The following is a 26,795-nucleotide window of genomic DNA, read 5'->3' as shown; positions in this document are numbered from 1 at the left end:
GCGTCGGGTCGCGCGCCTAGGGTTCTCGGTGATGTCTGTGACCTCCGCTCCCGCTGCGCCTGCTCCTGCCCCCGCAGCCGCGGAGCAGGATCGGCAGGGCCGCACGGGCTGGGGCCACCACGCCTCCCTCGACGGCGTGCGCACGATCGCGGTCTACCTGGTGCTGGTCTTCCACTGCGGGGTGGGTGCCGTGTCGGGCGGGTTCGTCGGGGTCGACCTCTTCTTCGTGCTCTCCGGCTTCCTGGTCTCCAGCATCCTGCTCGAGGAGATCGGTCGCACCGGCACGATCCGGGTCGGCCGGTTCTACGCGCGGCGGGTGCGCCGGCTGCTGCCGGCCGCCGTCGTCGTGGTGGCGGCCACGTCCGCGGCGTCGGTGCTCGTGCTGTCGGTCGTGCGCCGGCTCCCACTCGTCGGCGACGCCCAGAGCGCGCTGCTCTACTTCTCCAACTGGCGGTTCCTGTCGCAGAGCAACGACTACTTCGCGGCCGACGGCGTCGACCAGAGCCCGTTCCTGCACTTCTGGTCGCTGTCGATCGAGGAGCAGTTCTACGTGGCGTTCCCACTGGTGCTGCTCGCGCTCGCGTGGCTCGACCGCCGGTGGCGCCGAGCGACGCTGGTGGGCATCGCGGTGCTGTTCGGAGCCTCGGTCGCGGCCCAGCTCGTGTGGGCCGCCGTCGACGCCGACCAGGCCTACTACGGCACCGGCGCCCGGCTCTACCAGCTCCTGGCGGGCGTGCTGGCCGCCCTGCTCCTCCGGTCCCGGTTCCGACCACGCGGACGCGGCATCGGCATGGTCGCGGTCGTCTCCCTGGCCTGTCTCCTCGTGGTCGCGTCCGGGCTCGTCGACGTCACGCCGTCGTGGCGCGGTCTCCTCGCGACCGTCGTGTCGGTGTCGCTGATCCTCGGCCTGATGGGATCCGACGACGGCCTGCTGGCGCGCGCACTGGCGCGGCCGACCCCGGCGTACCTCGGCAAGATCTCCTACGGCACCTACCTCTGGCACTGGCCGGTGATCATCCTCTTCGGCGAGCTCATGGACCTCGACCCGCTGGCTCTGGTCGGGTTCGCGGGGGTCGTCGCGACGGCGCTGGCGGCGCTGTCGTACGCCGTCCTCGAGATGCCGATCCGGCGCGCGCCGCTGCTGCAGCCGATCACGTGGCCGACCGTCGCGGTGGGCGTCGCGCTGAGCGTGCTGGTGGCGGTCACCGTGGTGCCCGACCTGCTCCGCTCCGAGCACCGCCCGGCGCTGGCCTCCGCCGGCGCGGCTGTCACCGGCTCGGCCGCCAACCGGGAGGGTCCGGTGCCGAGCGACGTCGACTGGGAGGAGTACGTCGAGGACCGCGGCGCCGACGACACCGCGTGCACGCTCAACGACGCCGACAACTGCGTCATCGTGGACGGCGACGGCCCGCACGTCATGCTCGTCGGCGACTCGCACGCGCGGATGATCGCCCCGACGCTCGCGAAGCTCGCCCGGCTGCACGGGTTCAAGCTCTCGGTCAGCCTCCAGGAGGGCTGTCCGTGGCAGCTCGGCGTCTACAACGCCTTCGACAGCAGGTCGGCCCAGCGGCGCTGCGCCGAGATCCGCGAGGAGACCTTCGACGACGTCATCCCGAACACCGACGTCGACCTGGTGATCCTGTCGCAGATCGCCCGCGACACCGATGCCTGGCGTGACCACCTGCTGAGCGTCGACAAGGTGCCGGGGGAGACCCTCGAGCAGCGGTTGGTGCGCACGATCGACGACACGCTGACGGCCGTGCACGGCGCGGGAGCGCGGGCGCTGATCATCGACAGCATGCTCGGCGTGCCCTGGGACCAGGACCCGCCCCTCGACTGCCTCGCCAGCGCGACCGACCTCGCGCAGTGCCGGGTGCCGGTGCCGATCGAGTCGCCGCCGACCGACGGCTTCTACCAGGCCGCGGCCGCGACGGACCCGGGAGTCTTCACGGTCAACGTCAACCCGATCATGTGCCCCGCCGCCCCGGTGTGCGATCCGATGACCGGCGAGGTCCCGGTCTGGAAGGACCGCAAGCACTACGCGCCGAAGGCGCTCGACCTGCATCGGGACGAGATCTGGCAGGCGATGCTCGACAGCGGGGCGCTGGACGGGTTCGACCTCGGCTAGCGGGGATCGAGCTCCGCCCATACCGTCTTGCCCGACGAGTGGACGTCGACGCCCCACTCGCGCACCATCGCGTCGACGAGCAGGATCCCGCGCTGGCCCTCGGCGTCGGGGTCCGCCGCGACCAGGGCGGGCCCGTCGAGGTCGGAGTCCGTGACCTCGATGCGGACGCCCGACCCGGTACGCCGGAGCACGAGGTCGGCCACCCCGCCGCCGTGCTGCAGGGTGTTGGTGACGAGCTCGGTGACGACGAGCATCACCGGAGGAGCCAGCTCGGGGAGCGACCAGATCTCGAGCTGGTCGGCGGTCAGCGACCTGGCCAGGCGGACCTTCTCGGGTGCGTCGACCGTGACGAGGTGGTCGAGCGGCGTGATGTCGCAGACGACGAGGGCGACGTCGTCCTCGTCGCGTCGGCCGAGGTTGCGGAGGATCTCGTCGGCCGCCTCCTCCGGCGTCAGCCGCGCGACGCCCTCGACGACGGTGGCGAGGTCCCAGATCCGCTCGGCCATGTCGGTGCCGCGCAGGTCGACGAGGCCGTCGGTGTAGAGGACGATGCGGTCGCCGTGGCACAGGCGGATCCGCTCCTCCTTCCACGTCTCGTCGGGGAAGAGACCGAGGGGTGAGTCCTCGAGCGCGCCGAGCTCGACGACCGTGCCGTCCGCGCGGTGGAGCATCGGCAGCGGGTGCCCGGCGCGCACGATCACCCCCTCGCCGGAGCGCAGGTCGACGCTGATCAGGCAGCAGGTCGCGAGCAGCGCCTCGGAGTCGCTGGTGGTGAGCTTGTTGGTCCGGGCGAGCGCCTCGGCCGGCGAGTGGCCCTCGGCGAGGTAGGCACGCAGCGTCGTGCGGAGGCGGCCCATCTCCGCGGCAGCCTGCATGTTGTGGCCCTGGACGTCGCCGATCGCCAGCGTCACGGCGGTCTCGCCGGTCGCGATCACGTCGTACCAGTCACCACCGACCTCGGCGTGGGCGACCGCGGGGAGGTAGCGGACCGCCGTGGTCACCCCCGGGACGTCCGGGAGGTCGGCCGGAAGCAGCGAGCGCTGGAGCGTCAGCGATGCCTCGGTGAGCTCCGCGACGTGGCGACGCAGCTGCTCCCGGGCATCCTCGGCGTCGCGCCGGGCGGCCTGCTCCTGCTCGAAGAGCTGGGCGTTCTCGACCGCGATCGCCGCCTGTGCGGCGACGGCGCCGACGATCTCCTCGGTGCGCTCGTCGAACATGCCCGGCTCCTGGTGACCGAAGAGGAGCGACCCGATCACCGTGCCGTCGCGACCGATCACCGGCGTCGCGAGGTAGGACCGCACCGGCAGGTGCCCGCGCGGCATGTGGCCGCGGTAGGGGCCCTCGACGAGGTCGTCGACCCGAACGGTGTGCTCGCCGCTGAAGGTCGGCTCGAAGAGCTCAGTGATCCGCGGCGACGGCATCTTCGCGAACGACGCCGCCTCCGCGCCGGAGACCACGTGCAGCCGGTACATCTCGCCGTCGGTGTCCACGGCGTTGTAGAAGAACGCTCCGAAGCGGGCGCCGCTGAGGCGGGTGCCGGTGTCGGTGACGCTCTGGAGCACGCGCTGCAGGTCGAGGTCCGCGCCGACCTGCAGCATCTCGGCGGGGACCGAGGTCAGCGCGCCAGGGCGCGCGGCGTCCGTCACGGGGACATTGTGGACCACCGGCCACCCCGGACGCGGCAACCACGGCCGCGGACAATGGAGTGGTGCCGATGCTCCACGCACTCGAGCTGGTGCCCGACGACGCGGGTCGCGACGCGGTGCTTCGCGACTGGCAGGCGCTGCGCGACGCCGACCTGCCGTCGATGCTCGACCACACGGGTCCGGCCAACACCCCGCACGTCGGCGTCGTCTCCGCGCCGGATCTCCCGGACGCGGCGATCGACGTCGCCCACGCCCGGCTCGGCAGCCTGCTCCCCGTGCGTGCCCGCGCGGCCGGACTGCTGCTGCTCGGCGGTGAGCGGCTCACGATCGCGCGAGCGGTCGACCTCGACGACGACGTCGTACGCCGCGTGCTCGCCGTGCGCGTGCAGGTGCCCGATCGTCAGCACGTGGGCTGGCTGCCCCACGTCACGCTCGCGCGGCGGGTCGCGCGTGCCGACGCGCAGCGGGCGGTCGACGTCCTCGGGTACGCCGACGTCGAGCTGACGCTGACCACGCTGCGTCGGTGGGACCCGGAGCACGGTCGGGTCACGACGGTCGCGCAGGGGCGGGCGTAGGCGGCCTCGCCGGGACCAGGAACGACAGCCCGGCGGCGGCCACCGTGAGGCCGATCGACCACCAGAAGGCCCGGTCGAAGCCGCCCGCGCCGGCGACGACCACGGCGAGCAGGGCGGTGCCGAAGGAGCCGCCGATCTGCATCGCGACCCGGGTCACGATGCTGGCGTCGGGCATCTCGTCGCGAGCGAGGCCCTGGTAGGCCAGCGTCATCAGCGGGATGACCACCGCGCCGAAGCCGAGACCGCGGGCGAGCAGGGCCAGCAGCAGCCACCACGTGGGCGTCGTGGAGTCGGCGTACGCGAACGGGAGCGTCGCGACCGCGAGCACGGCGAAGCCGACGACCGCGACCCAGCGACCGCCGATCGAGTCGGTGAGCCGTCCGGCCAGCGCCCGCGAGGCCAGGGCGCCCACGCCCTGCGGGATCAGCAGCAGGCCGGCGCCGAGGGCGTCCTGGCCGCGGACGGTCTGCCAGTAGAGGGGGAGCAGCAGCATGGCGCCGTAGAGCGCGGCTCCGGTGAGGAAGAGCAGCACGGCGGAGACGGTGAGCGGTCGGTGCCTGAGCAGGCGTACGTCGATGAGCGCCCTCGACCCACGGCGCAGGCCCCAGACCGCGAATGCCGCGAGCAGCACGAGCCCGACCGCGAGCGGGACGAGGACGTCGGCGCGGCCGAAGCCACCGTTGCCGCCGACGTTCGAGAGCCCGTAGATCACGGCGACGACTCCGGGGGAGACCAGCAGCAGCCCCGGGAGGTCGAGCCTGACCCGGCGCCCCGGACCGTCGGCGGGGAGGAGTCGCACGGCCAGGGCCAGGCCGACGGCGCAGAACGGCACGTTGACCAGGAAGAGCCACTGCCACGAGAGGCCGCCGAGGATGAGCCCGCCGACGACCGGGCCCAGGATCGGACCGAGCGCGGCGGGCAGGCTGACGGCGGCCATCAGCCGGCCGAGGTTCCGGCCATGTGCCGCCTGCATCAGGATCGTCGTCATCAGCGGCATCATCACGCCACCACCCAGTCCCTGGACCACGCGGAACGCGATCAGGCTCTCCACGCTCCACGCGCAGGCGCACAGCACCGAGCCGGCGAGAAAGACCGTCAGCGCGAGCAGCCACAGCCGCTTGGCGCCGAGCCGGTTCTGTGCCCAGCCGGAGACCGGGATGCTCACGAACATCGCGAGCAGGTACGCCGTGCTGACCCACTGGACGGTCTCGACCGAGGCGTCGAGCGCGGCACCGAGCTCGTGCAGCGCGACGCCGACGATGGTGGTGTCGAGGATGACGGCGACCGCCCCGGTGATCACGGCGCCGGCGATGCGCTTGAGCTCCGGGTCGAGCGTCGCTTCCGGCGCCACCGTCGTGGTGCTCTGCGTCATGCTGCCCCCTGATTAGATACGTGGACGTTTCTTGTCGAGCAGCCTAGGCATCGGCGCTAAGATACGCAAATGGACCTTGATGGAGACGGTCCCCAGCGGCGCCGTCGGGGTGCGGAGCTCGAGGCCGCGCTGCTGGAGGCGGCCTGGGCCGAGCTGGCCGAGCACGGGTACGGCGCGCTCACCTTCGACGCGGTGGCGCAACGGGCGAGCACCAGCCGGAGCGTCGTCTACCGCCGCTGGGCGACCAAGCCCGCACTCGCCGAAGCCGCGATCACCCACGTGGGGCGGCGCGACAAGGCCAGGCCGCCGAACACCGGCTCGCTGCGCGAGGACATGCTCGCGATCCTGCGCCACACCAACGAGAAGCGCATCGGCCTGATGGCGCTGACGATCTCGTTCCTCGGCGGCTACTTCCAGGAGACGGGGACCACGCCGTACGACCTCCGCAGGCTGGTGCTCCACGACGGGCCCACGGTGCTGGACGTCGTCGTCGAGCAGGCCGTCGCACGAGGCGAGATCGCCGCCACCCTGCCCCCACGGGTGGTCGACGTCGCCTTCGACCTCTTCCGCCACGAGGCGCTGATGCGTCTCGGACCGGTGCCGGACGCAGTGCTGGTGGAGATCGTCGACGAGATCTTCCTGCCGCTGGCGACGGGGTCGGTACGGTCGGACCCGTGACCGACCTCCCACAGCTCGACGCCGAGGAGCAGCGTGTCCTCGGCAGCCTCCTGGAGAAGCAGGCGACCGTCCCCGCGTCCTACCCGATGACGCTCAACGCGCTGCGGACCGCCTGCAACCAGTCCAACAGCCGCGAGCCCGTGGCCGACTACGACGAGCAGACCGTCGACCGAGCCGGCCGTCGCCTCAAGGACCGCGGGCTGCTGCGCATCGTCTGGTCCGACACCGGGCGGCGGACGCTGAAGTACCACCAGACCCTCGACGAGGCGCTCGACCTCGGCGACGACGAGCGCGCGCTCGTCACCGTGCTGCTGCTCCGTGGCCCGCAGGCTCCCGGCGAGCTGCGGACTCGCACCGAGCGGCTGCACGGCTTCGCCGACCGCGGCGCGGTCGAGCAGACGCTGCGCGGGATGGCCGAGCGTGGCCTGGTCCGCGAGCTGCCGCGCCGCGCGGGCGACCGCGACAGCCGCTGGGTGCACCTGCTGGGCGACCAGCCCGCCGAGGCAGCCGCGGCGCCGGCGGCGCCGGAGGTCGACCGCGACAGCGTGCTCGTCGCCGGCGCCGAGGCGCGCGACGCCCGCGTGCGCTCGTCGTACGACGCGGTCGCAGGGCCGTACGCCGACCACCTCGCCGAGGAGCTGCGCCGGCTGCCGTTCGAGACCTGGCTGCTCGACCGGGTCGCGGCGCACGCCGACGGCGGCCCGGTCGTCGAGGTCGGGTGCGGCCCCGGCCACGTCACGGCGTACCTCGCCGAGGCGGGCGCCGACGCGACCGGCGTCGACCTGTCGCCCGGGATGGTCGAGGAGGCGCGCCGGCGGTTCCCCGACGGCTCCTACGAGGTGGGCGACCTGCGCCGCCTGATGCGGCCGACGACGGCACCCGGCTGGTCGGCGGTGCTGGCGTGGTACTCGCTCATTCACCTGGCGGCCTCCGAGCTGCCCGCCGCCGTCGAGGCGCTCGCCCGGCCGCTCGCCCCGGGCGGCTGGCTCGTGATCGCGCTGCACGCCGGCGCGGAGGTGCGGCACCACGACAGCTGGTTCGACGTACCGATCGATCTCGACTTCGTCTACCACGAGCACGAGGACGTGGTCGATCTCGTGCGCTCCGCCGGGCTGGCCGACGTCGAGTGGTACCGCCGCGGCGCGCTGGAGCACCGGGGCGAGACGAGCAACCGGCTGTACGTCGTGGGGCGGAGGCCCTCGTGATCAGCGTCGTCGTCCTGGTGGTGGCCGCCGTGGTGCTGCTCGTGACGGTGACGCCGGTCGCGTTCCCGCGGTCGCCGGGCGACGCCGCCGGGCGTGCTGCGGCCGAGGCGCGCGGCGTCCCGATCGTCTACTGGCGCCCGGGATGCACGTTCTGTGTCCGGATGCGGCTCGCGCTCGGCCGGTCCGGCGGGCGCGCCGTGTGGGTCAACATCCATCGCGACCCGGCGGCCGCCGCACGGGTCCGCTCCGTGAACGACGGCAACGAGACCGTGCCGACCGTCTTCGTCGGCGACGAGCACCGCACCAACCCGCCGCCGTCCTGGGTCCGCGAGAGGCTGCGGCGCCCGGCCGAGCGCTGAGAGCGCTCCCACGACGACGTTCTCCGCCCTAGGCTGCTCCCGTGAGCCGGGGCGGGAGCGGGTTCTGGGCAGGGGAGCTGGACGGGCTCGTCGGCCGCGACGTCACCCTCGGCATGCTGCGCGACCTGCTCGACTCCGGAAGCCGAACGGCCGTCGTCACGGGCATCCCGGGAGCCGGGAAGACGTCGGTGCTGTCGGTCGCCGCGCGGGCGTGCGCGGCGGAGGGCCGGCTCGTGCTGCCGTTCACCTGCCACGACAGCGACCGGGACCTGGCGTTCGGGATGCTGGTCGACCTGCTCTCCGTGGCGCCGGGAGCCGAGAAAGTCCTCGATCTCGTCCTGCCCACCGCGGCGCGACCCGTGGCCGTCGACCCCCTCCGGCTCCGCCTGGAGGCACTCGGCTGGCTGGAGCGGACGAGCGAGGCACAGCCACTGGTGCTGATCGTCGACGACACGCAGTGGTGCGACGAGAGCTCGCTGTCGGTGCTCGGCTTCCTCGCCCACCGCCTGACGGGATCGCACGCCTCGGTGCTCGTTGCGGTTCGCGGCGACGTGCCGCCGGAGCCGCTGCGTCGGCACCCGCAGGTGAGATTGCCACCCCTCGCGGACGCCGACGCGAGGGCGCTCCTGCGCCGTGCCGGGCTCCAGCTCGATGTGCTGGCGCTGCCCTCGGTCCTCGACCGGGCGGCGGGCAACCCGTTGGCCCTGCTGGAGCTCGGGCGCGCGGCGGCCGGTGCGGGGATCGAGGCGGTCCCGTCGAGCGTGGAGACGGCCTTCGGCGAGCAGCTCGCCCGGTTGCCGGCAGCAACCCGGCGGGTGCTGCTCCTCGCCGCCGCAGGGGACGGTGACCTGCGCGTGCTGGGCGGGCGGTCGACCCGGACGAGCTGCTCGACGCCCTGACGCCGGCCGAGTCGGCCGGCCTGGTGACCGTGGCCGGCCACGTGGTGCGGTTCCGGCACCCGCTGGTGCGGGCGGCGGCCACGTCGCGCGCCTCCGCGGCGGCGCGCCGAGCCGCGCACACGCAGCTCGCGGCGGCGTACGACGACGATCCCGAGCGCCAGGCCCGCCACCGCGCCGAAGCCACCGTCGTGCCGGACGAGGACGTGGCCGGGGCGCTGGCCCTCGCGTCCGAGCTCGCACTACGACGAGGTGCGAGCGCGGAGGCCACCCGACTGATGGTGCGGGCATCGGAGCTCAGCGTCGACCGCGTGAGTCGCGAGGAGCGTGTGCTGCACGCCGTCCAGATCGGCTCGGTCTCCGGCAGCTTCGAGTGGGCCGCCGAGACCGGGACCCGGCTGCGCCTCGAGAGCGAGGACCCGTCGATCCGGCTGCGCGCCGCGCACGTCGCGGCGTACGCACTCGCGCAGACCGATCGCTCCGGTGCTGCCCGGCGGGCGCTGGTCGAGGTCCTCGAGCAGCTGAAGGACACCGATCCCTTCTGGGGCTGGAGCTCCCTGACCACGCTGGCGGTCCTGAGCTACCGCGCCGGCTGGGACCCCGGGGAGGTCGCGGAGTGGCTGGAGGTCTACGAACGCGCGATGGATGGCTCCGAGAGCGCGTTCCCGGCGATCGTGCCGGCCGCCCGGGCGTGGATCCGGCTGCAGATCGACCCGACCTCGCGTCCCGCGGACGTGCTGGAGCTGGTCCGCGAGGCCCCGGTGCCCGACTACCCCGCGGAGGTCACGGGGACGCACGAGATGCTGCTGGGTGCCGCGGCGTGGCTGCTCGACGAGCCGGCGGTCGCCCTGGAGCGGTTGAGCCGGTCGCTCGAGATCAAGCGGCGGGCCGACCAGCCGGGGGAGATGACGCAGACGCTCATCGCGCTGGCTCTCGTCCAGTTCGCCGTCGGCGACTACGACGCCGTCGAGCAGGCCGGCCGGCTGGTCCAGGACATCGCCGAGGCGCGCAACCAGTCGTATGCCGTGGTAGACGGCTACGAGCTGCAGGCGCGCGTGGCCGGCATCCGGGGCGACGCCGAGCGCGCACGGGAGCTGTGTGACCGCGTGCTGCTCGAGATCCCGGCCGGCGAGGCGCTCGCGCTCGAGGTGACGGTGCGGGTCACGATGTCGTGGCTGCGCCTCGCCGAGCACGACGTCCAGGGTGCGTGGCGCGAGGTGAGCTGGATCTTCCACGAGGACGGCGAGCCCCGACACCCGCACATCTGCTATCGCGAGCTGGGCACCTACGCGAGCGCCGCCCTGCGCGCCGGCGCCGTCGAGCACCTGGGCCGCGTGCTGGAGGTCGCGCGGCGCCGACTGCCGGACCCGCGGCCCTACCACCGGCTGCAGCTGGCGCGGGCGCGCGCGCTCGCTGCCGGCGAGGACGCGGAGCCGTGGCACCTCGAGGCGGTCCACGACCCGGACGCCGCCCGCTGGCCGTTCGAGCTGGCCAACGCCCAGCTCGAGTACGGCGCGTGGCTGCGCCGCCGCCACCGGCCGACCGACGCCCGGGCCCAGCTGCAGCCTGCGCTGGAGACCTTCAGTCGCCTCGCCACTCGGGTCTGGGCCGAGCTCGCCCGCGCCGAGCTGCGGGCCGCCGGGGTCGCGACCGCCGTGGCCGAGCCGTCGGCGTGGGCCGGTCTCACCGGCCAGGAGCGACAGGTCGTGCGGCTGGCGGCGACGGGGATGACGAACCCGGAGATCGCCGCCGCGCTCTACCTGTCGCCGCGCACGGTCTCGACGCACCTCTACCACGCGTTCCCGAAGCTCGGGGTCACGGCCCGGGCGCAGCTGCGCGACGTCGTACCGGAGCCGACGTAGGACATCTACGTCAGTCGTCCGATACCGGGAGCGCGGCGCCACTGGCAGCGTTCGAGACATGCCACACATCACCGCCGACGACGGCGCACAGATCTTCTACAAGGACCTCGGGACGGACGGCTCCCCGGTCGTCCTCAGCCACGGATGGCCGCTGAACTCCGACGCCTGGGAGGCGACCGCGCTCTTCCTCGCCGGGCACGGTCACCGCGTCATCGCCCACGACCGCCGCGGGCACGGCCGCTCCAGCCAGACCTGGCACGGCAACGAGATGGACACCTACGCCGACGACCTCGCCTCCCTGATCGCGAAGCTGGACCTGTCCGACCTCACGCTCGTCGGGCACTCGACCGGTGGTGGCGAGATCGTGCACTACGTCGGACGCCACGGCACCGCCCGGGTCGCGCGCCTGGTGCTGGTCAGCGCGGTCCCGCCGCTGATGCTGCGCGCCGATGACAACCCGGAGGGCCTGCCGATCGACGTCTTCGACGGCATCCGGGCGGGGGAGCGGGCCAACAGGTCGCAGCTCTACCGCGACCTGGCCGACGGTCCGTTCTTCGGGCACAACCGTCGCGGGGACGTCGCGCAGGGCTTCCGGGACGCGTTCTGGCTGCAGTCGATGGCGTGTGGCCACCGCGCGGCGTACGAGTGCATCGCGGCGTTCTCGGCGACCGACTTCCGCCCGGACCTCGAGAAGATCGACGTCCCGACCCTCGTGATCCGCGGCGACGACGACCAGATCGTCCCGTTCGAGGTGGGAGGGGAGCGGTCGGCGCGGCTCGTCGACGGGGCGGAGCTCCACGTCTACGAGGGCAGCGGCCACGCGCTCCCCGACACCGACCGCGACCGGCTGCACGCGGACCTGCTCGCCTTCATCGACGGCTGACCGACAGCCGAACACCACACCGAGGGAGACACCATGACCGACCGTCCGGACACCATCGTCCTCGTCCACGGCCTCTGGATGACGCCACGCAGCTGGGAGGGCTGGGTGTCGCACTACCAGCGCAAGGGCTTCACCGTCCTCGCCCCCGCGTACCCCGGCTTCGAGGTCGAGGTCGAGGCCCTGCGGGAGCATCCCGAGGTCATCGCCGAGCTCACCGTCCCCGAGACCGTCGACCACCTCGCCGCGGTCGTCGAGTCGGTGGCGACACCGCCGATCATCATCGGCCACTCCTTCGGCGGCACGCTGACCCAGCTGCTGCTGGCGCGCGGACTCGGCTCGGTCGGTGTGGTCATCGACTCCGCGCCGACCGAGGGCGTGCGGGTCAACCCGATCTCCCAGGTGAAGTCGCTGTTCCCGGCTCTCAAGAACCCCGCCAACCGGCACAGGGCGGTCGCCTTCACCGCAGAGGAGTTCCACTACGCCTTCGCCAACACCCTCACCGAGGAGGAGTCGAGGAAGGCCTGGGAGCGCTACGCGATCGGCGCCCCCGGCCACTGGATCTGGGAGTTCGGCCTCTTCGCGAACTTCAAGCCCGGCCACCAGGACACCTGGGTCGACTACGACGCCGACCGGGCACCGCTGCTCTTCATCGGCGGCGAGCAGGACCACATCATGCCGCCGTCGGTGAACAGGTCGAACGCCAAGCACTACAAGAAGTCTCCCGCGCTCACCGAGTACGTCGAGCTCGAAGGGCGCGACCACTGGACCTGTGCCGCCCCCGGCTGGGAGGCCGTCGCCGACCGCGCGCTCGAGTGGGCGCTCGACCACGCGCGCACGGATCGGCCGTGGGTCCTCACGCGAGGGTGAGCACCACGTCTCCGAGCACGGGGGCCCCATCGCGTTCGCCGCCGGCGACGGCGGCGGAGCCGACGACGCGGTCGCCCTCGCGCCAGCCCCGGACGCGGATCGTCTCGCCGGGGAAGACCACGCCGGCGAACTTCACCCCGAACCCGGCGACCGTGGCCGCGTCGCCGCCGAGCAGCTCGTCGGTGAGGGTGCGCAGCACGATCCCGTAGGTGCACAGGCCGTGCAGGATCGGCGCGGGGAAGCCGGCCGCCTTCGCGAACTCCGGGTCCGCGTGCAGCGGATTGCGGTCACCGCACAGGCGGTAGAGCAGCGCCTGCTGGGGCCACACGTCGTACGTCGTGTCCGCGTCGGGCGTGCGGTCGGGCGGCTCGACGGGCTCGGCGGAGCCCCGGTCCCCGCCCCAGCCGCCCTCCCCGCGCACGAAGATCGACGAGCGCGTGGTCCACAGGCGCTCCCCGCTCGGTGTGGTGGCGGTGCCCTCCTGCCAGATGACCGCAGCCTTGCCCTTGTCCCAGATCTCGCTGATCCGCGTGGTGACCGTGGCCGAACCGGACGGGGGGACCGGCCCGGCCACGGAGATCGACTGCGACCCGTGCACGACCTGGGCGAGGTTGATGTCGCACCCCGGCAGGTCGAGCGGCGGCGGGTCGCTGGCGTGGAACGTCGGCGCGACGACGCCGAAGGACGGCAGCACCTGGAGACCGGCGGTCTCCAGGGTGTACGAGAGATCCGTGGCGCCCAGGGCCAGGTGGTAGAGCAGCACGTCGCTCTCGGTCCACGAGAAGTCGACCGAGCCGAGCTCGGCGCCGATCGCGACGGCGGGGTCGATGGGCATCAGGTCTCCTGTCGGGCTGGTGGTGGTTTCGAGACGGGACTTCGTCCCTCCTCAACCACCGGCGGCGATGGTCTCGGCGGCAAGGTAGCCGAAGGTCAGGGCCGGGCCGATGGTCGCCCCTGGGCCGGCGTAGGTGTGGCCCATGACGGCAGAGGAGCAGTTGCCGGCGGCGTAGAGGCCGGGGATCGGTGAGCCGTCCGGGCGCAGCACCCGCGCACCCTCGTCGGTGGCCAGGCCGCCCTTGGTCCCGAGGTCTCCGGGCACGATCTTGACCGCATAGAAGGGGCCCTCGTCGATGACGTGCAGTGACGGGTTCGGCTTCACCGTGGGGTCGGAGTAGTACTTGTCGTAGGCACTCTCGCCGCGGTGGAAGTCCTCGTCGACGCCGGTGTGGGCGAAGCCGTTGAACCGGTCGACGGTGGCGCGCAGGGCGCCGGGCGGGACGTCGATCTCCTCGGCGAGCGCCTCGATGGTCGACGCCTTGCGAATCGTGCCGTACTCGTACCACCGGCCCGGGAAGGGCTGGCGCGGGAAGAGGCCGGCGAAGATGTAGCGGTTGCGATAGCGCTGGTCGACGATCATCCAGCTCGGCACGTGGCCGATGCCGGTGGCCTCGCCGTCGTACATGGCGTGCACGGCCTCGACGTACGGCAGGGCCTCGTTCATGTACCGCTCGCCGGCCTGGTTGACGATGATCGAGCCGGGCAGGTTGCGCTCGGCCAGCGCGAACCACGGTCCCGACGGGAGCGGGATCGTCGGGCCCCACCACGAGTCGTCCATCAGGTCCGTCTGCGCGCCGGCGGCGATGCCGGCGAGGATGCCGCCGCCGGTGTTGAACTGAGACCCCGTCGTCCAGTCGACCGACGTCGGCTGCGGCTGGTACTTCTCCCGCATCTCGAGGTTGCGCTCGAAGCCGCCGCTGCCGAGGACCACGCCCCGGCGCGCGCGGACCACGTGCTCCTGCCCGTCGTGCCGGACGCGTACGCCGACGACGCGGCCGTCCTCGATCACGAGGTCGGTGAGCTCGGTGTCGTAGTGCACGGGCACGCCCGCGTCGACGAGCCCCTTGCGCAGACCGATCGCGATCGCGTTGCCCATCGCGTACATCCTCCGGCCCCGCAGCAGCGAGACCATCCGGCGCAGGAGGATCCTGGCCATCGTCACCGGGCCCCGCAGGGTGCGCAGGCCGAGGCTGATCTTCCGGAAGTCGGCCTGGGTCACGATCATGTTGGCCGGTGCCTTGGTGTACTGCGGGTGCAGCCGGTCGAGCTCGTCGCCGAGGAACCGCGCGTCCATCGGGACCGGCTCGCACGAACGGCCTGCGGGGCGACCGCCGGGCGCCTCGGGGTGGTAGTCGGCGTACTGCGGCACCCACGTGAAGCGCAGGGGCGTGTGGTCGCGGACGAAGTCGAGCACCTCGGGTCCGCGCTCGAGGTAGGTGTCGCGTCGCACCTTCGGCACGACGTCGCCGACGATCGAGTCGAGGTAGGTCCGCGACAGCTCGGGGTCGTCGCCCTGGCCGGCGTCCCTCAGCGCGTAGTTGTTGGGGATCCAGACGCCGCCGCCGCTGCGCGCCGTCGACCCGCCGAAGTAGGCGCTCCTCTCGATCAGCACGGTCTCGAGGCCGTGCGCGCTCGCCGCGAGCGCCGCGGTCATGCCGGCGCCACCCGCGCCGACGACCACGACGTCGACGCTCGCCGGAAGCGACGCGGGGAGGGGGGTCGTCATGGCCAGAAACTGTAACAGGTTCTACTATCGACCCGTGACCACCCAGGATGCTGTCTCGGCTGCTGCCGCGCGACTCTCGGAGGCGCAGGCGACGCGGGTGCCGTGCGCGCCGGTTCGCGACCTCATCGGCACCGACGACGTCGCGGCGGCGTACGCCGTCCAGCAGGGGCTCGTCCGGGCGCGCCTGGCGACGGGCGCCACCGTCGTCGGCCGCAAGATCGGCGCGACCTCGGAGGCCGTGCAGACGCAGCTCGGCGTCGACCAGCCCGACTTCGGCTACCTGCTCAGCGACATGGACGTCAGCGCCGACGACCCGATCTCGATGCGCACGCTGCTGCAGCCGCGGGTGGAGGGGGAGGTCGCGTTCGTGCTGTCTCGCGACATCGACGACGCCGAGATCACGCTCGACGTGGTCCGCGACGCCGTCGACATCGCCCTCCCGGCGCTCGAGATCGTCGACTCGCGCATCGCGGACTGGGCGATCGGCTTCACCGACACCGTCGCCGACAACGCCTCCAGCGGGCTCTTCGTGGTCGGCACCGACGGCCGCACGCTGGAGGAGCTGGAGCCGCGCGACGTCGCGATGACGCTGACCGTCAACGGCGAGGAGCGCTCGACCGGCACCGGCGCCGCCTGCCTCGGCGACCCGCTCGAGGCGCTGCGCTGGCTCGCCGTCCAGGCCCAGCGGTACGGCGACCCGCTGCGGGCCGGCCACCTGATCCTGTCCGGGGCCCTGGGCCCGTTCGTGCCGTTCGGCCCGGGTGACCGGGTCGTCGCCACCATCAGTGGCTTCGAGCCGCTGAGCGTCACCTTCACCGACTGATCCGCGAGGAGTGATCAGATGTCAAAGCTGACGGCCGCCATCGTCGGTCCGGGCAACATCGGGACCGACCTGATGTACAAGCTGCTCCGCTCGGCCAGAGCTGGGGGGAGCATCGATCCCCGGTGGATGATCGGCGTCGACCCTTCGAGCGAGGGGCTCCGCCTGGCGGCCGACGAGGGCCTGGAGTCGACGCACGAGGGTGTCGACTGGCTGCTCAAGCAGGACGAGCTGCCGGACCTGATCTTCGAGGCGACCTCGGCGTCCGTGCACCGCGAGTACGCGCCCCGCTACGAGGAGGCCGGCATCCGCGCGGTCGACCTGACGCCCGCCGCGGTCGGCCCGGCGGTGATCCCGCCGGTCAACGGCGACGATCACGTCGGCGCGATGAACGTCAACATGATCACCTGCGGCGGCCAGGCCACCATCCCGATGGTGGCCGCGGTCTCGCGGGCCGCCGAGGTGTCGTACGCCGAGATCGTGGCCTCGGTCTCGTCGGTCTCGGCCGGTCCGGGGACCCGCGCCAACATCGACGAGTTCACGCGCACGACGTCGCGGGGCGTGACCGAGATCGGGGGCGCGGTCGAGGGCAAGGCGATCATCATCCTCAACCCGGCAGAGCCGCCCATGATCATGCGCGACACGATCTTCTGCGCCGTCCCGCCCGACGCCGACCGCGACCAGATCGTCTCCTCGATCTGCGCGATGGAGCGGGCCGTGCAGGAGTACGTCCCCGGCTACCGGCTGCTCCAGGAGCCGCAGATCGACGACCCGTCGCCGGCCACCCGGGGGCAGACGAAGGTGTCGATCTTCGTCGAGGTGGAGGGCGCAGGCGACTACCTGCCGCCGTACGCCGGGAACCTCGACATCATGACCGCCGCCGCCACGCAGGTGGGGGAGAACATCGCCCGATCGTTGCTCACCACCGGTGGTTGAGGAGGCGCGCCAGCGCCGTCTCGAAACCCCGGAACCCGAAAGGCACCCGATGACAGACGTCAACGCGCTCACCCGCACCTGGTCCGGCACGCACGGCGCCGACGATGAACGCAGCCCGTGGGGCACGCTCGACCTGCGCCTGACCGACACCTGCCTGCGTGACGGCTCGCACCACAAGCGGCACCAGTTCACCGCGACCGAGTGCCACGACATCGTCGAGGCGCTCGACGCGTCCGGCGTTCCCGTCATCGAGGTGACCCACGGTGACGGCCTCGGCGGCTCGTCGTTCAACTACGGCTTCTCGAAGACCTGGGAGCAGGAGCTGATCCGGATCGCGGCCGAGACCGCGAAGCGCGCGAAGATCGCGTTCCTGATGCTGCCGGGCGTGGGTACCACCGACGACATCCGCGCGGCGCAGGACAACGGCGGCCAGATCTGCCGGATCGCCACCCACTGCACCGAGGCCGACGTGTCGATCCAGCACTTCGGCCTGGCCCGCGAGCTCGGCCTGGAGACGGTCGGGTTCCTGATGATGAGTCACACGCAGCCGCCCGAGGTGCTCGCCAGGCAGGCCCGGACCATGGTCGACGCGGGCTGCCAGTGCGTGTACGTCGTGGACTCTGCCGGCGCGCTGATCATGGAGCAGACGGCCGATCGGGTCGCGGCGCTGGTCGCGGAGATCGGCGACCAGGCCGACGTGGGGTTCCACGGCCACGAGAACCTGGGCCTCGGCGTCGCGAACACGATCATCGCGGCCCGCGCCGGCGCGACCCAGATCGACGGCTCGGTGCGCCGCTTCGGCGCCGGCGCCGGCAACACGCCGCTCGAGGCGTTCGTCGGCGTGTGCGACAAGCTCGGCTGGGAGACCGGCATCGACTTCCTGCAGATCGTGGACGCCTCCGAGGACGTCATCAGGCCCGCGATGCCCGAGGAGTGCCAGCTGGACCGGATGACGCTGATGATGGGCTACGCCGGCGTCTACTCCTCCTTCCTCAAGCACGCCGGCAACGCCGCCGAGCGCTACGGCGTCTCCGGCGCGAAGATCCTGCTGGAGGCCGGACGCCGCAAGCTGATCGGCGGCCAGGAGGACCAGCTCATCGACATCGCGCTCATGCTGAAGCGCCGGGCCGAGCTCGAGGAGCCAGCGCAGAGCGGGCAGGAGAAGCAGGCGGCGAACGCGTGATCGTCAGCGCCGCTCGGTGACGCCGGTGGGCTCGATCGTGCGGCCGAGTGCGGCGTCCGGGGCCGTGTCGTCCTCCTGTCGGTGCGCCGCTGCCGCAGCTGCGACGCCGGCAACGTACTTGGCGACCTCCGCCTCGATGGTGCTCGCGTCCCAGCGCAACGGATCGGCGACGATCCGGGCGACGGCCCTCGCCGCGCGGGTGCCGCCGTCCCTGACCTCGATCGAGATGTGCGTCCGCCGGGAGAGCAGGTCGTCGAGGTGCAGGGCTCCCTCGTGGGTGACGCCGTACAGCAGCTCCGCGGCGAGGTAGTCCGCGGCACCGTCGACGGGTTCGAGCAGGCGTGGGTCGTCGGCTGTCGGCCGGAGCACTTCCTCGACCAGGTTTCCGTAGCGGTCGAGCAGGCGACGAACTCGCCAGGGCGCGATCGCGTGCCTGTGTGCGAGTCCGTCGACCCGGTTGACGAGGGCGTGGTAGCCATCTGCGCCGAGCAGCGGCACCCGGTGTGTGATCGACGGTGGCAGGCGGACTCGCAGGTCCTCGGCGGTCGCGTCGATCGCGGCCGCGGCCATCACCCGGTAGGTGGTGTACTTGCCGCCGGCCACCGAGACCAGACCCGGCGTCGGTCTGACTACGGTGTGCTCTCGCGACAGTCGGCTCGGGGACGTCTCGTCCCCGGTCAACAACGGCCGCAGACCGGCGTACACACCGGTGATGTCGGCTCGGGTGAGGGGGGTGGCGAGGACCCGGTTGACCTCGTCGAGCAGGTAGTCGATGTCGCGGCCGGTCGCGGAAGGGTTGGCTCGGTCGTGGGCGCCGTCGGTGTCCGTCGTACCGACAAGCCAGTGCCGGTGCCACGGGATGACGAAGAGCACCGAGGTCGCCGTCCTCAGGATCATCCCGGTGTCGGATCTGATCCGGTCCCTCGGAACGACCAGGTGCACACCCTTGGACGGGCGCACGTTCAACCGGACGGGGCCGTCGGTGAGCCGCTGGATGTCATCGGTCCAGACGCCTGTGCAGTTGACGACCGCGCGCGCACGGACCTCGGTCTCGGCCGCCGTCTCCACGTCCGTGATCCGGGCGCCGGCGACCCGCCCGCCGTCGCTGGTCAGGCCGACGACTCGGGTCGAGGTCCGCACCACCGCTCCGTGATGTGCGGCTGTTCGGGCCACCGTCAGTGTGTGCCGGGCGTCGTCCACCTGGGCGTCGTGGTAGAGCACCGCGCCACGGAGTACGTCGGACCGGAGGGCCGGAGCGAGAGCCATGGCCCGTGACCTCGTGAGGTGGCGATGACGCGGCAGGGTCCGGCGTCCGGCCATGCCGTCGTAGAGCATCAGTCCCGCGCCGACGTACGGCCGCTCCCACCCACGCTGCTGCAGGGGATAGAGGAAGGGAACGGGCTTGACCAGGTGAGGCGCGATCGTGCGGAGCATGAGGTCACGTTCGCGCAGCGCCTCCCTGACCAGGCCGAAGTTCAGCTGCTCCAGGTATCGCAGTCCTCCGTGGAAGAGCTTGCTCGAGCGGGAGGAGGTGCCGAACGCGAGGTCGCTCGCCTCGACGAGGGCGACGGACAGGCCTCGCGTCGCCGCGTCCAGTGCGGCTCCGACGCCCGTGATGCCCCCGCCCACGACCAGGACGTCGAAGTGCGTCGAGGTCAGCCGGTGCCAGCTCTCCGTTCGCTCCGCCGGCCCCAACCGGTTCGTCGTTGTCATGTCGTTCCCTTCCGCCTCTCGTTGTCGTGCCGTGGTCCGCTCCTCAGTGGCTGCGCTTCACCGCTCCGTCCGCGAGCGCGTCCGCGGCCTCCCCGAGCCGGAGCCCCACCACGTCGAGCCGTCGCAGCAGCTCTCTGCGCCTGAGCGTGTAGGTCGTCAGCTCGCCGGAGAGCAGGTCGGCCATGGCGGTCTGGTACCGCTGGCGAATGTCGTTCTTGCGCACCGAGAGGGCGGCGGTGGGCATCTCGGCGCGACCGGACCCGAGCATTCGGACGGCATCTTCCAGCGATGCGATCGCCGCGGCCACGGCCCCCAGGACGTCGACGAGCAGATCGTCGCTCGACACCCCGAGCAGGTCGCACTCCCGGACGAAGTCCCGCAGGTTGTCGAGCACGTCGTCGATCGAACGCGAGAGCCGGAAGAGGTCCTCGCGATCGATCGGGGTCGTGAACGAGCGCGACAACAGGTCGACCGCCCGACGTCGATGCTCGTCCCCATCGTGCTCCAGGTCCGTCATCCGCCGGCGCGCGCCGGCGACGGCCTCCTCCCCGGCAGCGACGGACAGGGCCAGCGCCGAGCCGGCGGCGACCGCCTGGACCTGGCTGAGCAGCACCTCGGTCAGGTCGTGGTCCGAGCGCCCGGTCAGGTTGCGCACGGCGCGCCGGAGTCCGCCTACAGCGTGGTCAGCACTCCGAGCAACCAGGCGAGGCCGAACGCCGACGGCATCGTCGCCACCCAGGCGTTCAGACTTCTTCCGGCGAATCCCCATCGCACTCTCCCTCGTCCCTTCGAAAGGCCCACGCCGACCAGCGAGCCCGACAGTGTCTGCGACATCCCCACAGGGCTCCCGAACAGGGAGCTGGTGAACATCACCGACGCGGTGGACAGCTCGGTGACCACCGCGTCCAGCGGCTGCGCGTTGATCACGCCCTTGTTGACCGCCCCGGCCATGCGGCGTACGCCGACCGCGGCGCCGACCGCGAAGAGCGTGGCGACCACGGCCAGCTGCCACCAGGCCGCCCGCACCGACTCGCCGACCCCGAAGTGGCCGACATCGCCCGTGGCGACGTAGAGCACGGCGAGCAGCTTCTGCGCGTCGTTCGCGCCGAACGCGAAGGTCAGGACGAGGAACGACGCGACATGGAGTCGCGTCACGTACACCCGCGCCGCAGACGGGGTCCGCCACCGTTCGAACCGCCGCCGCAGGGCATGGGCGACGACTGCGCCTGCGACAGGCGCGCATGCCACGAAGAGGAGAACGATCGCCAGGTGGAGCCACGAGACGGGCACCCCGGCCCCCAGGCCGGCGCCGGCGAGCGCGCCGATCAGGGCCAGGGTCAGACTGCTCGGGATCCCTGCCCAGCTCAGCACGCTGCTGGTGACGAGGGCCGCGACCACCGCATCGAGCAGGGCGACCTGCCCGGCCGACCCCGACGTCCCGATCAGGTCGCCGACGACCGTGGAGGCGACCGCGGTGCCGAACACGACGGGCGCGACTCCGACGGCGATCCCCAGGACGACGACGCCGACGAGCGGCGCGAACGCGCGCACGGTCAGTCCGGCGGCCACGATCGTGCCACCTGCGTTGGTTCCGTACACGACGGAGAGCACGCACGCGGCCGCCAGGAGCGTGATGCTCACGGGTGGCCCCCTTCGGTCCGGGATCGGGCGGGCGGGGCGACGCAGAACCCTTGCCAATGCCTGATCAATAGTGCATGTTAACAGGTGTGATCGATCGAATTCGATCATTACTCGGGCGAAGGGACGACGAGGCGATGCGAAAGACCGCGGTGGGCTCACTGCTGGGGGCGCTGATCCTGGCGCTGACCGGGCTGACGTCGACGGGGGGATCCCGGGCAGCGGCGGACCCGGAGCCGGACTACTGGATCCTGGCCGGCGACCAGTCCGGGCCGAGGCTCATCGCGCTCGACCCAGCCGTGACGGACTGGAACACCGCTGCGGCCGTGAAGTGGCAGTGGCAGCCCACCGCCGCGCTGGGGTTCTCTGCCGCAGAGATCGCCGCCTTCGGTCGCGTCACGGGATTCGCGTTGCGAGACACCCCCGCCGGGCAGCGGATCGTGGTCACGGCCAGCTACGGGCTCGCGGCGGTCATCTCCTACCCCGCAGGCGTCCGCCAGTGGGCGACGATCCTGCCCACGAGCGCCAACCTGCACGGGATCGAGCTGCTGCCGAACGGCAACGTCGCCGTCAGCTCCACGAACACGACCTCGGGATTCGTCCGGGTCTACGCCGCATCCCAGGGGCCGAACGCGACGACGTACGCGGAGTACTCGTTGCACGCGCAGTCGCACAACGTCCTCTGGGATCCCGTCACCGAGCGCCTGTGGCTCATCGGGAAGCAGGGCCCGGACGAAGACGATCCGCGCATCCTCACCGCCTTGGCGGTCACCGGCACCGACGACCACCCGCGGCTCACCGAGGACGCGACGAAGTGGAACGAGCTTCCTGACATCGGCGGCCACGACCTGACCGCCGACCCGAACGACCCGCATCGCCTGGTGCTCAGCACGGACGCGCACACCTACGAGTTCGACAAGTCCGCCGGGGGAGGCTTCACCGAGCTGCCGGTCACGGCCGGCGGTCTGGCGAAGGTGAAGTCGATCGTCCGGCAGCCTTCGGGTCGAACGGTGCTGACGAGACCGGACCACGACAAGTCGCCGCAGGGCGACTGCGCGACGGTGAACACGTGGTGCACGGAGTCGGTCGAGCTCTTCGGGCCCGCCGCCACCCGGACCCGCGACGGCGCCCAGTTCTACCGCGCCCGCACGATGAACCCGTCCTACTCCGCCATCGGCGACACGGTCCACGGCCCGGTCTCGGAGCGCGTCCTTCCGGACTGCGGCACCTGGCAGCCCCCCGCGACGGTCGACACCCATTCCGGCGTCGCGTCCACCGCGACGGCGGCAGCCCCGGATGGCACGCTGCACCTCTTCACGCTGGTCCCCGGCGAGGGCGTGTTCGATCGCACCCGGAGCGCCCTCGGCGCGTGGGCGCCGTCGGCGACGCTGATCGACAGCAACCCCGCCGTCACGGCCATCTCCGCCAGCGTGCTCGCCGATGGGGCGGTGCACGTGCAGACCGTGGTGCCCGGAAGCGGGGTCTGGGACCGGACCCTGCCCAGCGGTGGCAGCTGGCAGTCGGCGGTCAAGATCGACGGCAACGGACTCGTCACCGACGTGAGCGCCTCGGCGCTGGGCAGCACGCTCCACGTGCAGACCCTCGTTCCCGGTGCCGGGGTGTGGGACCGGACCCGTGCCGGCGGCTCGTGGTCCTCCGCCACCAAGATCGCGGACGGCTGCGCGGGCCCAGGCGCGAACGACCCCTGTGTCGACGCCATCAGTTCGGCAGCTCTGGAGAACGGGACGTTGCACGTGCAGGCGCTGACCCCGGGCAGTGGGGTGTCCGACATCGCCCGCAGCGCGAGCGGGTCGTGGTCGACCTCGGCGACGCTCATCGACGCCAATGACGGCATCACGCGTATCGCGGCGTCCGCGCTGGACGACGGCACGCTGCACGTGCAGACCGTGGTGCCCGGCTACGGACTCTGGGATCGCACCTGCACCTCGACGGCGACGACACCACCGGTCGTGTCCTGCTCGAGCGCCGCGAAGCTCGACGCGGACGAGTCCGTCTTCGACGTCGCCAGCGCGGGGATGCCGAACGGCGACCTCCGCGTGCTGCACGCATCGTTCACGGGGTGAGGCCGCCCGCGGATCGCTCCCCGGCCGCGCCGGGGGCGATCTCGCGTTGCGGTCACCGGCGGCCACGCCCCTGATCAGTACAGTTGCGCACGGTCGGTACGAGAGGGCGTGTGGGGCGGAATGTCGAAGCAGCAGCGGCTGAACCAGATCCTTGACCTGCTCTCCGAGGACGGTCGGGTCGACATCGAGGCGATCGTCGTCGCGCTCGACGTGTCGCCCGCGACCGCTCGCCGTGACCTCAACGAGCTGGCCGATCGGGGCCTGGTCTCTCGCACGCACGGGGGAGCCGTGGCGGTCGGGTCGGCGTACGAGCTGCCGCTGCAGTACAAGATCGCGCGCAACAGCGCGGAGAAGAAGCTCATCGCGGCCGCGGCGGCGGAGCTCGTCGCCGACGGCGCGGTGGTCGGGCTCACCGGTGGCACCACCACGAGCGAGGTGGCCCGGGCGCTCGGGGGCAGTCCCGCTCTCCAGGGGACGCCGTCGTCGCCCGGCGTCACGATCGTCACGAACGCGCTCAACATCGCGTATGAGATGGCGATCCGGCCGCAGGTGAAGATCGTCCTCACGGGAGGGGCCGCGCGCCGCCAGAGCTTCGAGCTCGTCGGACCCCTGGTGGAGCCGGCGCTGGCGGAGCTGGTGCTCGACTGGACCTTCCTGGGCGCCGACGGGCTTCATCCCGACTACGGGGCGACCACCGTCCACGACGGCGAGGCGATGGTGAACCGTGCGCTCGCGCGGGCCGCCCGGAAGGTGGCGCTCGTCGTCGACGCGTCCAAGATGATGCAGACGCGGCTCGCCCGCATCGTCGGATTCGGCGAGCTCGACCTGATCATCACCGACGCCGAGCCGCCTCGAGAGATCCGCAAGGCGGCCGAGAAGGCGGCGGCTGAGCTCGTCGTCGCCGGAGTCTGAGCGCTCGTCGGTGCCCGTGCCGTGCCGCGGGGGCACGGTTGCCGGTCGGCCGACGGACCGCGCCCGAGGGAGTGCTCGCATGACCCCGAAAGTTGTTGACACGTGCGCGATATGTTCCTAGATTGATCATTAACGAGCAACGGTCCCCCTTCAGGGCGGTGCTCTCGTGCTCCTCAATCGAAAGGGCAGAGATGCGACTTCCAACCCTTCGGCGGGCCGTTGCGGTCGCCGCGGCAACCCTCCTGACGGCCTCCGGCCTCGCCGCCTGCGGCGGGGACGACGACGCCGCGCTGCCGGCCTCCGAGCAGAAGGAGTTCGTCTACTGGTCGATGTGGCAGGAGAGCGAACCGGTCGCCAAGGTGATCAAGGCGGCGATCGCGTCGTTCGAGGACGAGACCGGGATCAAGGTCGACGTCCAGTGGCAGGGTCGCGAGGTCCTCACGAAGGTCAAGGCCGCGCTGAACACCGACGACGTCCCCGACCTGGTCGACCAGGGCTTCCCCGCCATCAAGGCCGCACTCGGTCTCGACGACCAGGCGATGGACCTGTCATCGGTCTACGACATGGACGTCTCCGGTGAGGCCGGGCGCACCGTCCGCGACGCCGTGCCGGAGGCGTACGACGAGCTGAACACGGCCGAGTCCCTCATTCTGGTCCCGTACTACGTGTCCGCGTTCAGCATCTGGTACAGCGGGCGCGACTACCCGGAGCTGGTCGACTCACCGCCCGAGACGTGGAGCGACTTCACCGCCCTCTTCGACCAGGTCAAGGCGAACGGGCAGGCCCCGATCGCACAGGACGCGGACCTGTTGAGCTACGACAGTGCCCTGGTGGACGCCGCGCTCGTCCGCACGCTGGGTGTCGGCAACCTGCACGCCCTCGTCTCCGACGAGTCCGCCGAGGGGTGGGATGCCCCCGAGGTCCACGAGGCCCTCGACGCCATCGCTCAGCTCGCCGTGGACGACGACTACCTGCCGGGCTACGACTCGAGCAAGTGGCCGGCGATGGAGAAGGCGTGGGCGGCCGACAAGGCGGCCTTCCTGCACATGGGGAGCTGGGTCCCCTACGCCCTCGGGCCCGAGCTGGACAAGGACTACGACCTGCACACGTTCAACTTCCCGACGTTCGGCGAGGAGTCCGCGGTGCCGGTCACGACCTACGGCTACGCGGTCCCGTCGGCCGCCGAGGCTCCGGACGCCGCCAAGAAGTTCATCGCCTACTTCCTCGGCAGCAAGTGGCTGACGAAGCTGTCGACCGATGCGGAGATCCTGACGCCGGACCCGAACATCGACGTGCCGAAGATCCTCGAGGACCAGCAGGCGATGCTGGCGGACAACGACCTGTACCTGGCCGACGACGGCATCGTCGCCGACTTCCCCGACCTGACCACACGCCTCGCGTCCCTGAACCAGGGCCTGATCACCGGCGAGCTCTCGGCCGATGAATACGTCGACAAGGCGAAGGAAGTTCAGGAGCAGTACTGGAAGCTGAACGGTTGATCCGGGAAGCCGAGCGGGCGACGGCGACGACGACCGCCGGGGTGACCGACGAGGGTGCTGTGCGTTCCAGCGGAGCGCGCAGCACCCTGGAGCGGGACCGCAGACGACTCTTCCTCCCCTTCGTCCTCCCGGCGCTGGTGCTCTACCTGGTCTTCTTCATCGGCCCGGCGCTCGCCGCGGTCTGGATCAGCTTCACCCGCTGGAACGGCTCCACGGACGCCGAATGGGTGGGCACGCGGAACTACGAGGTCCTGGTCGACGATCCCGTGTTCCACACGGCGTTCGTCAACACCCTCCTCATCCTGGTCGTGGTCGGGGTCGTCGTGTTCGTCATCGCGTTCGGCCTCACGATGGTGCTGCGCGAGATGCGTGGACGCAACGCCGTTCGCTCGATCCTCTTCACCCCCTACATGGTGTCGGCGATCGTCCTCTCCATCCTGTGGGGCTTCATCTTCCAGTACGACGGGCTGGTCAACAGCCTGCTCGAGGCGTTCGGCATGGAGCCCGTGAAATGGCTGTCGGCGGGGAACCTGATGCCGATGATCCTGCTGGGCATGGTGTGGATCAACGTGGGCCTCTACGCGATGATCATCCTCGCCGCGGTGGACCGCATCCCGAACCAGTACTACGAGGACGCGGCGCTCGCCGGGACGAACTCGCTGCAACGGTTCTTCTACGTCACGCTGCCGATGACCTGGGACGTCGTCGCGGTCGCAGCGACCCTGTGGACAATCAACTCGCTGAAGATCTTCGAGTTCATCTTCGCCTTCGGAGGCACGACGACCGACCTGCCGTCGACGGACGTCTGGAACTCCGCCCTCTTCGTCTACGGCATGTCGTTCGGCGGGCGCACCCCGGCATACGCCTTCGGCTACGCGTCGGCGGCCGCGGTCCTCATGCTCATCCTGTTCGCCGTGTTCGTCATCCTGCTTCGCCGCATCATGCGTCGCGAGCCCATCGAGTTCTAGAGCGACGG

At 71.7% G+C, this 26,795-nt stretch carries 23 protein-coding genes; 16 read left to right on the top strand and 7 right to left on the bottom strand.

All coding sequences use genetic code 11. From position 1 onward, the window contains the following. Positions 1-31: 31 nt before the first annotated feature. Positions 32-2,128, top strand: coding sequence for an acyltransferase family protein (locus PZ894_RS03650; protein WP_275742577.1), 2,097 nt, complete (start codon positions 32-34; stop codon positions 2,126-2,128). Here PZ894_RS03650 and PZ894_RS03645 read toward each other — a convergent pair. Next, positions 2,125-3,774, bottom strand: a complete 1,650-nt coding sequence (locus tag PZ894_RS03645; protein WP_275742575.1) for a SpoIIE family protein phosphatase — start codon at positions 3,772-3,774, stop codon at positions 2,125-2,127. The genes PZ894_RS03650 and PZ894_RS03645 overlap by 4 nt on opposite strands. A gap of 68 nt (positions 3,775-3,842) precedes the next feature. Between PZ894_RS03645 and PZ894_RS03640 the strand changes: the two genes are divergently transcribed. Beyond that, on the top strand, positions 3,843-4,349 hold the full coding sequence (locus PZ894_RS03640) for a hypothetical protein (RefSeq protein ID WP_275742573.1): 507 nt from the start codon (positions 3,843-3,845) through the stop codon (positions 4,347-4,349). Here the strand turns inward: PZ894_RS03640 and PZ894_RS03635 are convergent. After that, positions 4,321-5,721, bottom strand: a complete 1,401-nt coding sequence (locus PZ894_RS03635; protein ID WP_275742571.1) for an MDR family MFS transporter — start codon at positions 5,719-5,721, stop codon at positions 4,321-4,323. The two genes, PZ894_RS03640 and PZ894_RS03635, sit on opposite strands and share 29 nt — an antisense overlap. Before the next feature lie 69 nt (positions 5,722-5,790). On the opposite strand from PZ894_RS03635, the gene PZ894_RS03630 reads away from it, so the two are divergent. Genes PZ894_RS03630 through PZ894_RS03600 form a run of 7 tightly spaced genes read left to right on the top strand, consistent with a single transcriptional unit; the run spans position 5,791 to position 12,471 of the window. Then, complete coding sequence (locus tag PZ894_RS03630; protein WP_275742569.1) at positions 5,791-6,399, top strand: TetR/AcrR family transcriptional regulator; 609 nt, start codon at positions 5,791-5,793, stop codon at positions 6,397-6,399. Beyond that, a complete protein-coding gene (locus tag PZ894_RS03625) occupies positions 6,396-7,604 on the top strand; it encodes a DUF480 domain-containing protein (RefSeq protein WP_275742567.1) in 1,209 nt (402 codons plus the stop codon). Before PZ894_RS03630 ends, PZ894_RS03625 begins: the two co-directional genes overlap by 4 nt. Then, entirely contained in the window at positions 7,601-7,963 is a 363-nt protein-coding gene (locus tag PZ894_RS03620; RefSeq protein ID WP_275742565.1) for a glutaredoxin domain-containing protein, read from the top strand. The genes PZ894_RS03625 and PZ894_RS03620 overlap by 4 nt, the downstream gene beginning before the upstream one ends. A 41-nt stretch (positions 7,964-8,004) precedes the next feature. Then, positions 8,005-8,862 (top strand): AAA family ATPase, encoded by an 858-nt coding sequence (locus PZ894_RS03615; protein ID WP_275742563.1) that lies wholly within the window; start codon positions 8,005-8,007, stop codon positions 8,860-8,862. 29 nt (positions 8,863-8,891) lie between these two features. Further along, positions 8,892-10,721 carry a LuxR C-terminal-related transcriptional regulator gene (locus tag PZ894_RS03610; protein ID WP_275742561.1) on the top strand — a complete coding sequence of 610 codons (1,830 nt, stop codon included), beginning with the start codon at positions 8,892-8,894 and terminating at the stop codon, positions 10,719-10,721. 58 nt (positions 10,722-10,779) lie between these two features. Next, positions 10,780-11,604, top strand: coding sequence for an alpha/beta hydrolase (locus PZ894_RS03605; RefSeq protein WP_275742560.1), 825 nt, complete (start codon positions 10,780-10,782; stop codon positions 11,602-11,604). A 33-nt stretch (positions 11,605-11,637) separates the two neighbouring features. Then, positions 11,638-12,471, top strand: coding sequence for an alpha/beta fold hydrolase (locus tag PZ894_RS03600; RefSeq protein ID WP_275742558.1), 834 nt, complete (start codon positions 11,638-11,640; stop codon positions 12,469-12,471). Here the strand turns inward: PZ894_RS03600 and PZ894_RS03595 are convergent. Both PZ894_RS03595 and kstD read right to left on the bottom strand, forming a co-directional pair. Beyond that, positions 12,458-13,306, bottom strand: coding sequence for a MaoC/PaaZ C-terminal domain-containing protein (locus PZ894_RS03595; protein ID WP_275742557.1), 849 nt, complete (start codon positions 13,304-13,306; stop codon positions 12,458-12,460). The two genes, PZ894_RS03600 and PZ894_RS03595, sit on opposite strands and share 14 nt — an antisense overlap. 51 nt (positions 13,307-13,357) lie before the next feature. Then, a complete protein-coding gene (kstD, locus tag PZ894_RS03590; RefSeq protein WP_275742555.1) occupies positions 13,358-15,034 on the bottom strand; it encodes a 3-oxosteroid 1-dehydrogenase in 1,677 nt (558 codons plus the stop codon). A 34-nt stretch (positions 15,035-15,068) separates the two neighbouring features. Here kstD and PZ894_RS03585 point away from each other — a divergent pair, with 34 nt between their 5' ends. From PZ894_RS03585 to dmpG, 3 genes are read left to right on the top strand one after another with little or no spacing between them, the layout of a single operon-like run. Next, positions 15,069-15,857: a fumarylacetoacetate hydrolase family protein gene (locus tag PZ894_RS03585; protein WP_275742554.1), complete on the top strand. Its 789-nt coding sequence runs from the start codon at positions 15,069-15,071 to the stop codon at positions 15,855-15,857. A gap of 18 nt (positions 15,858-15,875) precedes the next feature. Next, entirely contained in the window at positions 15,876-16,790 is a 915-nt protein-coding gene (locus PZ894_RS03580) for an acetaldehyde dehydrogenase (acetylating) (RefSeq protein ID WP_275742552.1), read from the top strand. Positions 16,791-16,839: 49 nt separating this feature from the next. After that, entirely contained in the window at positions 16,840-17,973 is a 1,134-nt protein-coding gene (gene dmpG / locus PZ894_RS03575) for a 4-hydroxy-2-oxovalerate aldolase (RefSeq protein WP_275742551.1), read from the top strand. Between the two features lie 3 nt (positions 17,974-17,976). Here dmpG and PZ894_RS03570 read toward each other — a convergent pair whose 3' ends face one another. Genes PZ894_RS03570 through PZ894_RS03560 form a run of 3 tightly spaced genes read right to left on the bottom strand, consistent with a single transcriptional unit; the run spans position 17,977 to position 21,327 of the window. After that, positions 17,977-19,686 (bottom strand): glycerol-3-phosphate dehydrogenase/oxidase, encoded by a 1,710-nt coding sequence (locus tag PZ894_RS03570; RefSeq protein ID WP_275742549.1) that lies wholly within the window; start codon positions 19,684-19,686, stop codon positions 17,977-17,979. Between the two features lie 43 nt (positions 19,687-19,729). Then, complete coding sequence (locus PZ894_RS03565; RefSeq protein WP_275742548.1) at positions 19,730-20,341, bottom strand: DUF47 family protein; 612 nt, start codon at positions 20,339-20,341, stop codon at positions 19,730-19,732. Positions 20,342-20,358: 17 nt separating this feature from the next. Next, entirely contained in the window at positions 20,359-21,327 is a 969-nt protein-coding gene (locus PZ894_RS03560) for an inorganic phosphate transporter (RefSeq protein ID WP_275742546.1), read from the bottom strand. Positions 21,328-21,461: 134 nt separating this feature from the next. Between PZ894_RS03560 and PZ894_RS03555 the strand changes: the two genes are divergently transcribed. The 4 genes from PZ894_RS03555 to PZ894_RS03540 all read left to right on the top strand — a co-directional run bounded on the left by PZ894_RS03555 (position 21,462) and on the right by PZ894_RS03540 (position 26,787). Then, positions 21,462-23,408, top strand: a complete 1,947-nt coding sequence (locus PZ894_RS03555; RefSeq protein ID WP_275742544.1) for a DUF6528 family protein — start codon at positions 21,462-21,464, stop codon at positions 23,406-23,408. A gap of 120 nt (positions 23,409-23,528) precedes the next feature. Beyond that, the gene (locus PZ894_RS03550; RefSeq protein WP_275742542.1) at positions 23,529-24,320 is read left to right on the top strand and encodes a DeoR/GlpR family DNA-binding transcription regulator; all 792 of its coding nucleotides are present in this window, start codon (positions 23,529-23,531) and stop codon (positions 24,318-24,320) included. 191 nt (positions 24,321-24,511) lie between these two features. Next, positions 24,512-25,819 carry an ABC transporter substrate-binding protein gene (locus PZ894_RS03545; RefSeq protein ID WP_275742539.1) on the top strand — a complete coding sequence of 436 codons (1,308 nt, stop codon included), beginning with the start codon at positions 24,512-24,514 and terminating at the stop codon, positions 25,817-25,819. Then, positions 25,816-26,787: a sugar ABC transporter permease gene (locus PZ894_RS03540; RefSeq protein ID WP_275742537.1), complete on the top strand. Its 972-nt coding sequence runs from the start codon at positions 25,816-25,818 to the stop codon at positions 26,785-26,787. Before PZ894_RS03545 ends, PZ894_RS03540 begins: the two co-directional genes overlap by 4 nt. Positions 26,788-26,795: the final 8 nt, after the last annotated feature.

Source organism: Nocardioides sp. YIM 152315 (assembly GCF_029210375.1).
GTDB lineage: Bacteria > Actinomycetota > Actinomycetes > Propionibacteriales > Nocardioidaceae > Nocardioides.
This window is presented reverse-complemented; position numbering and strand designations above follow the sequence as displayed.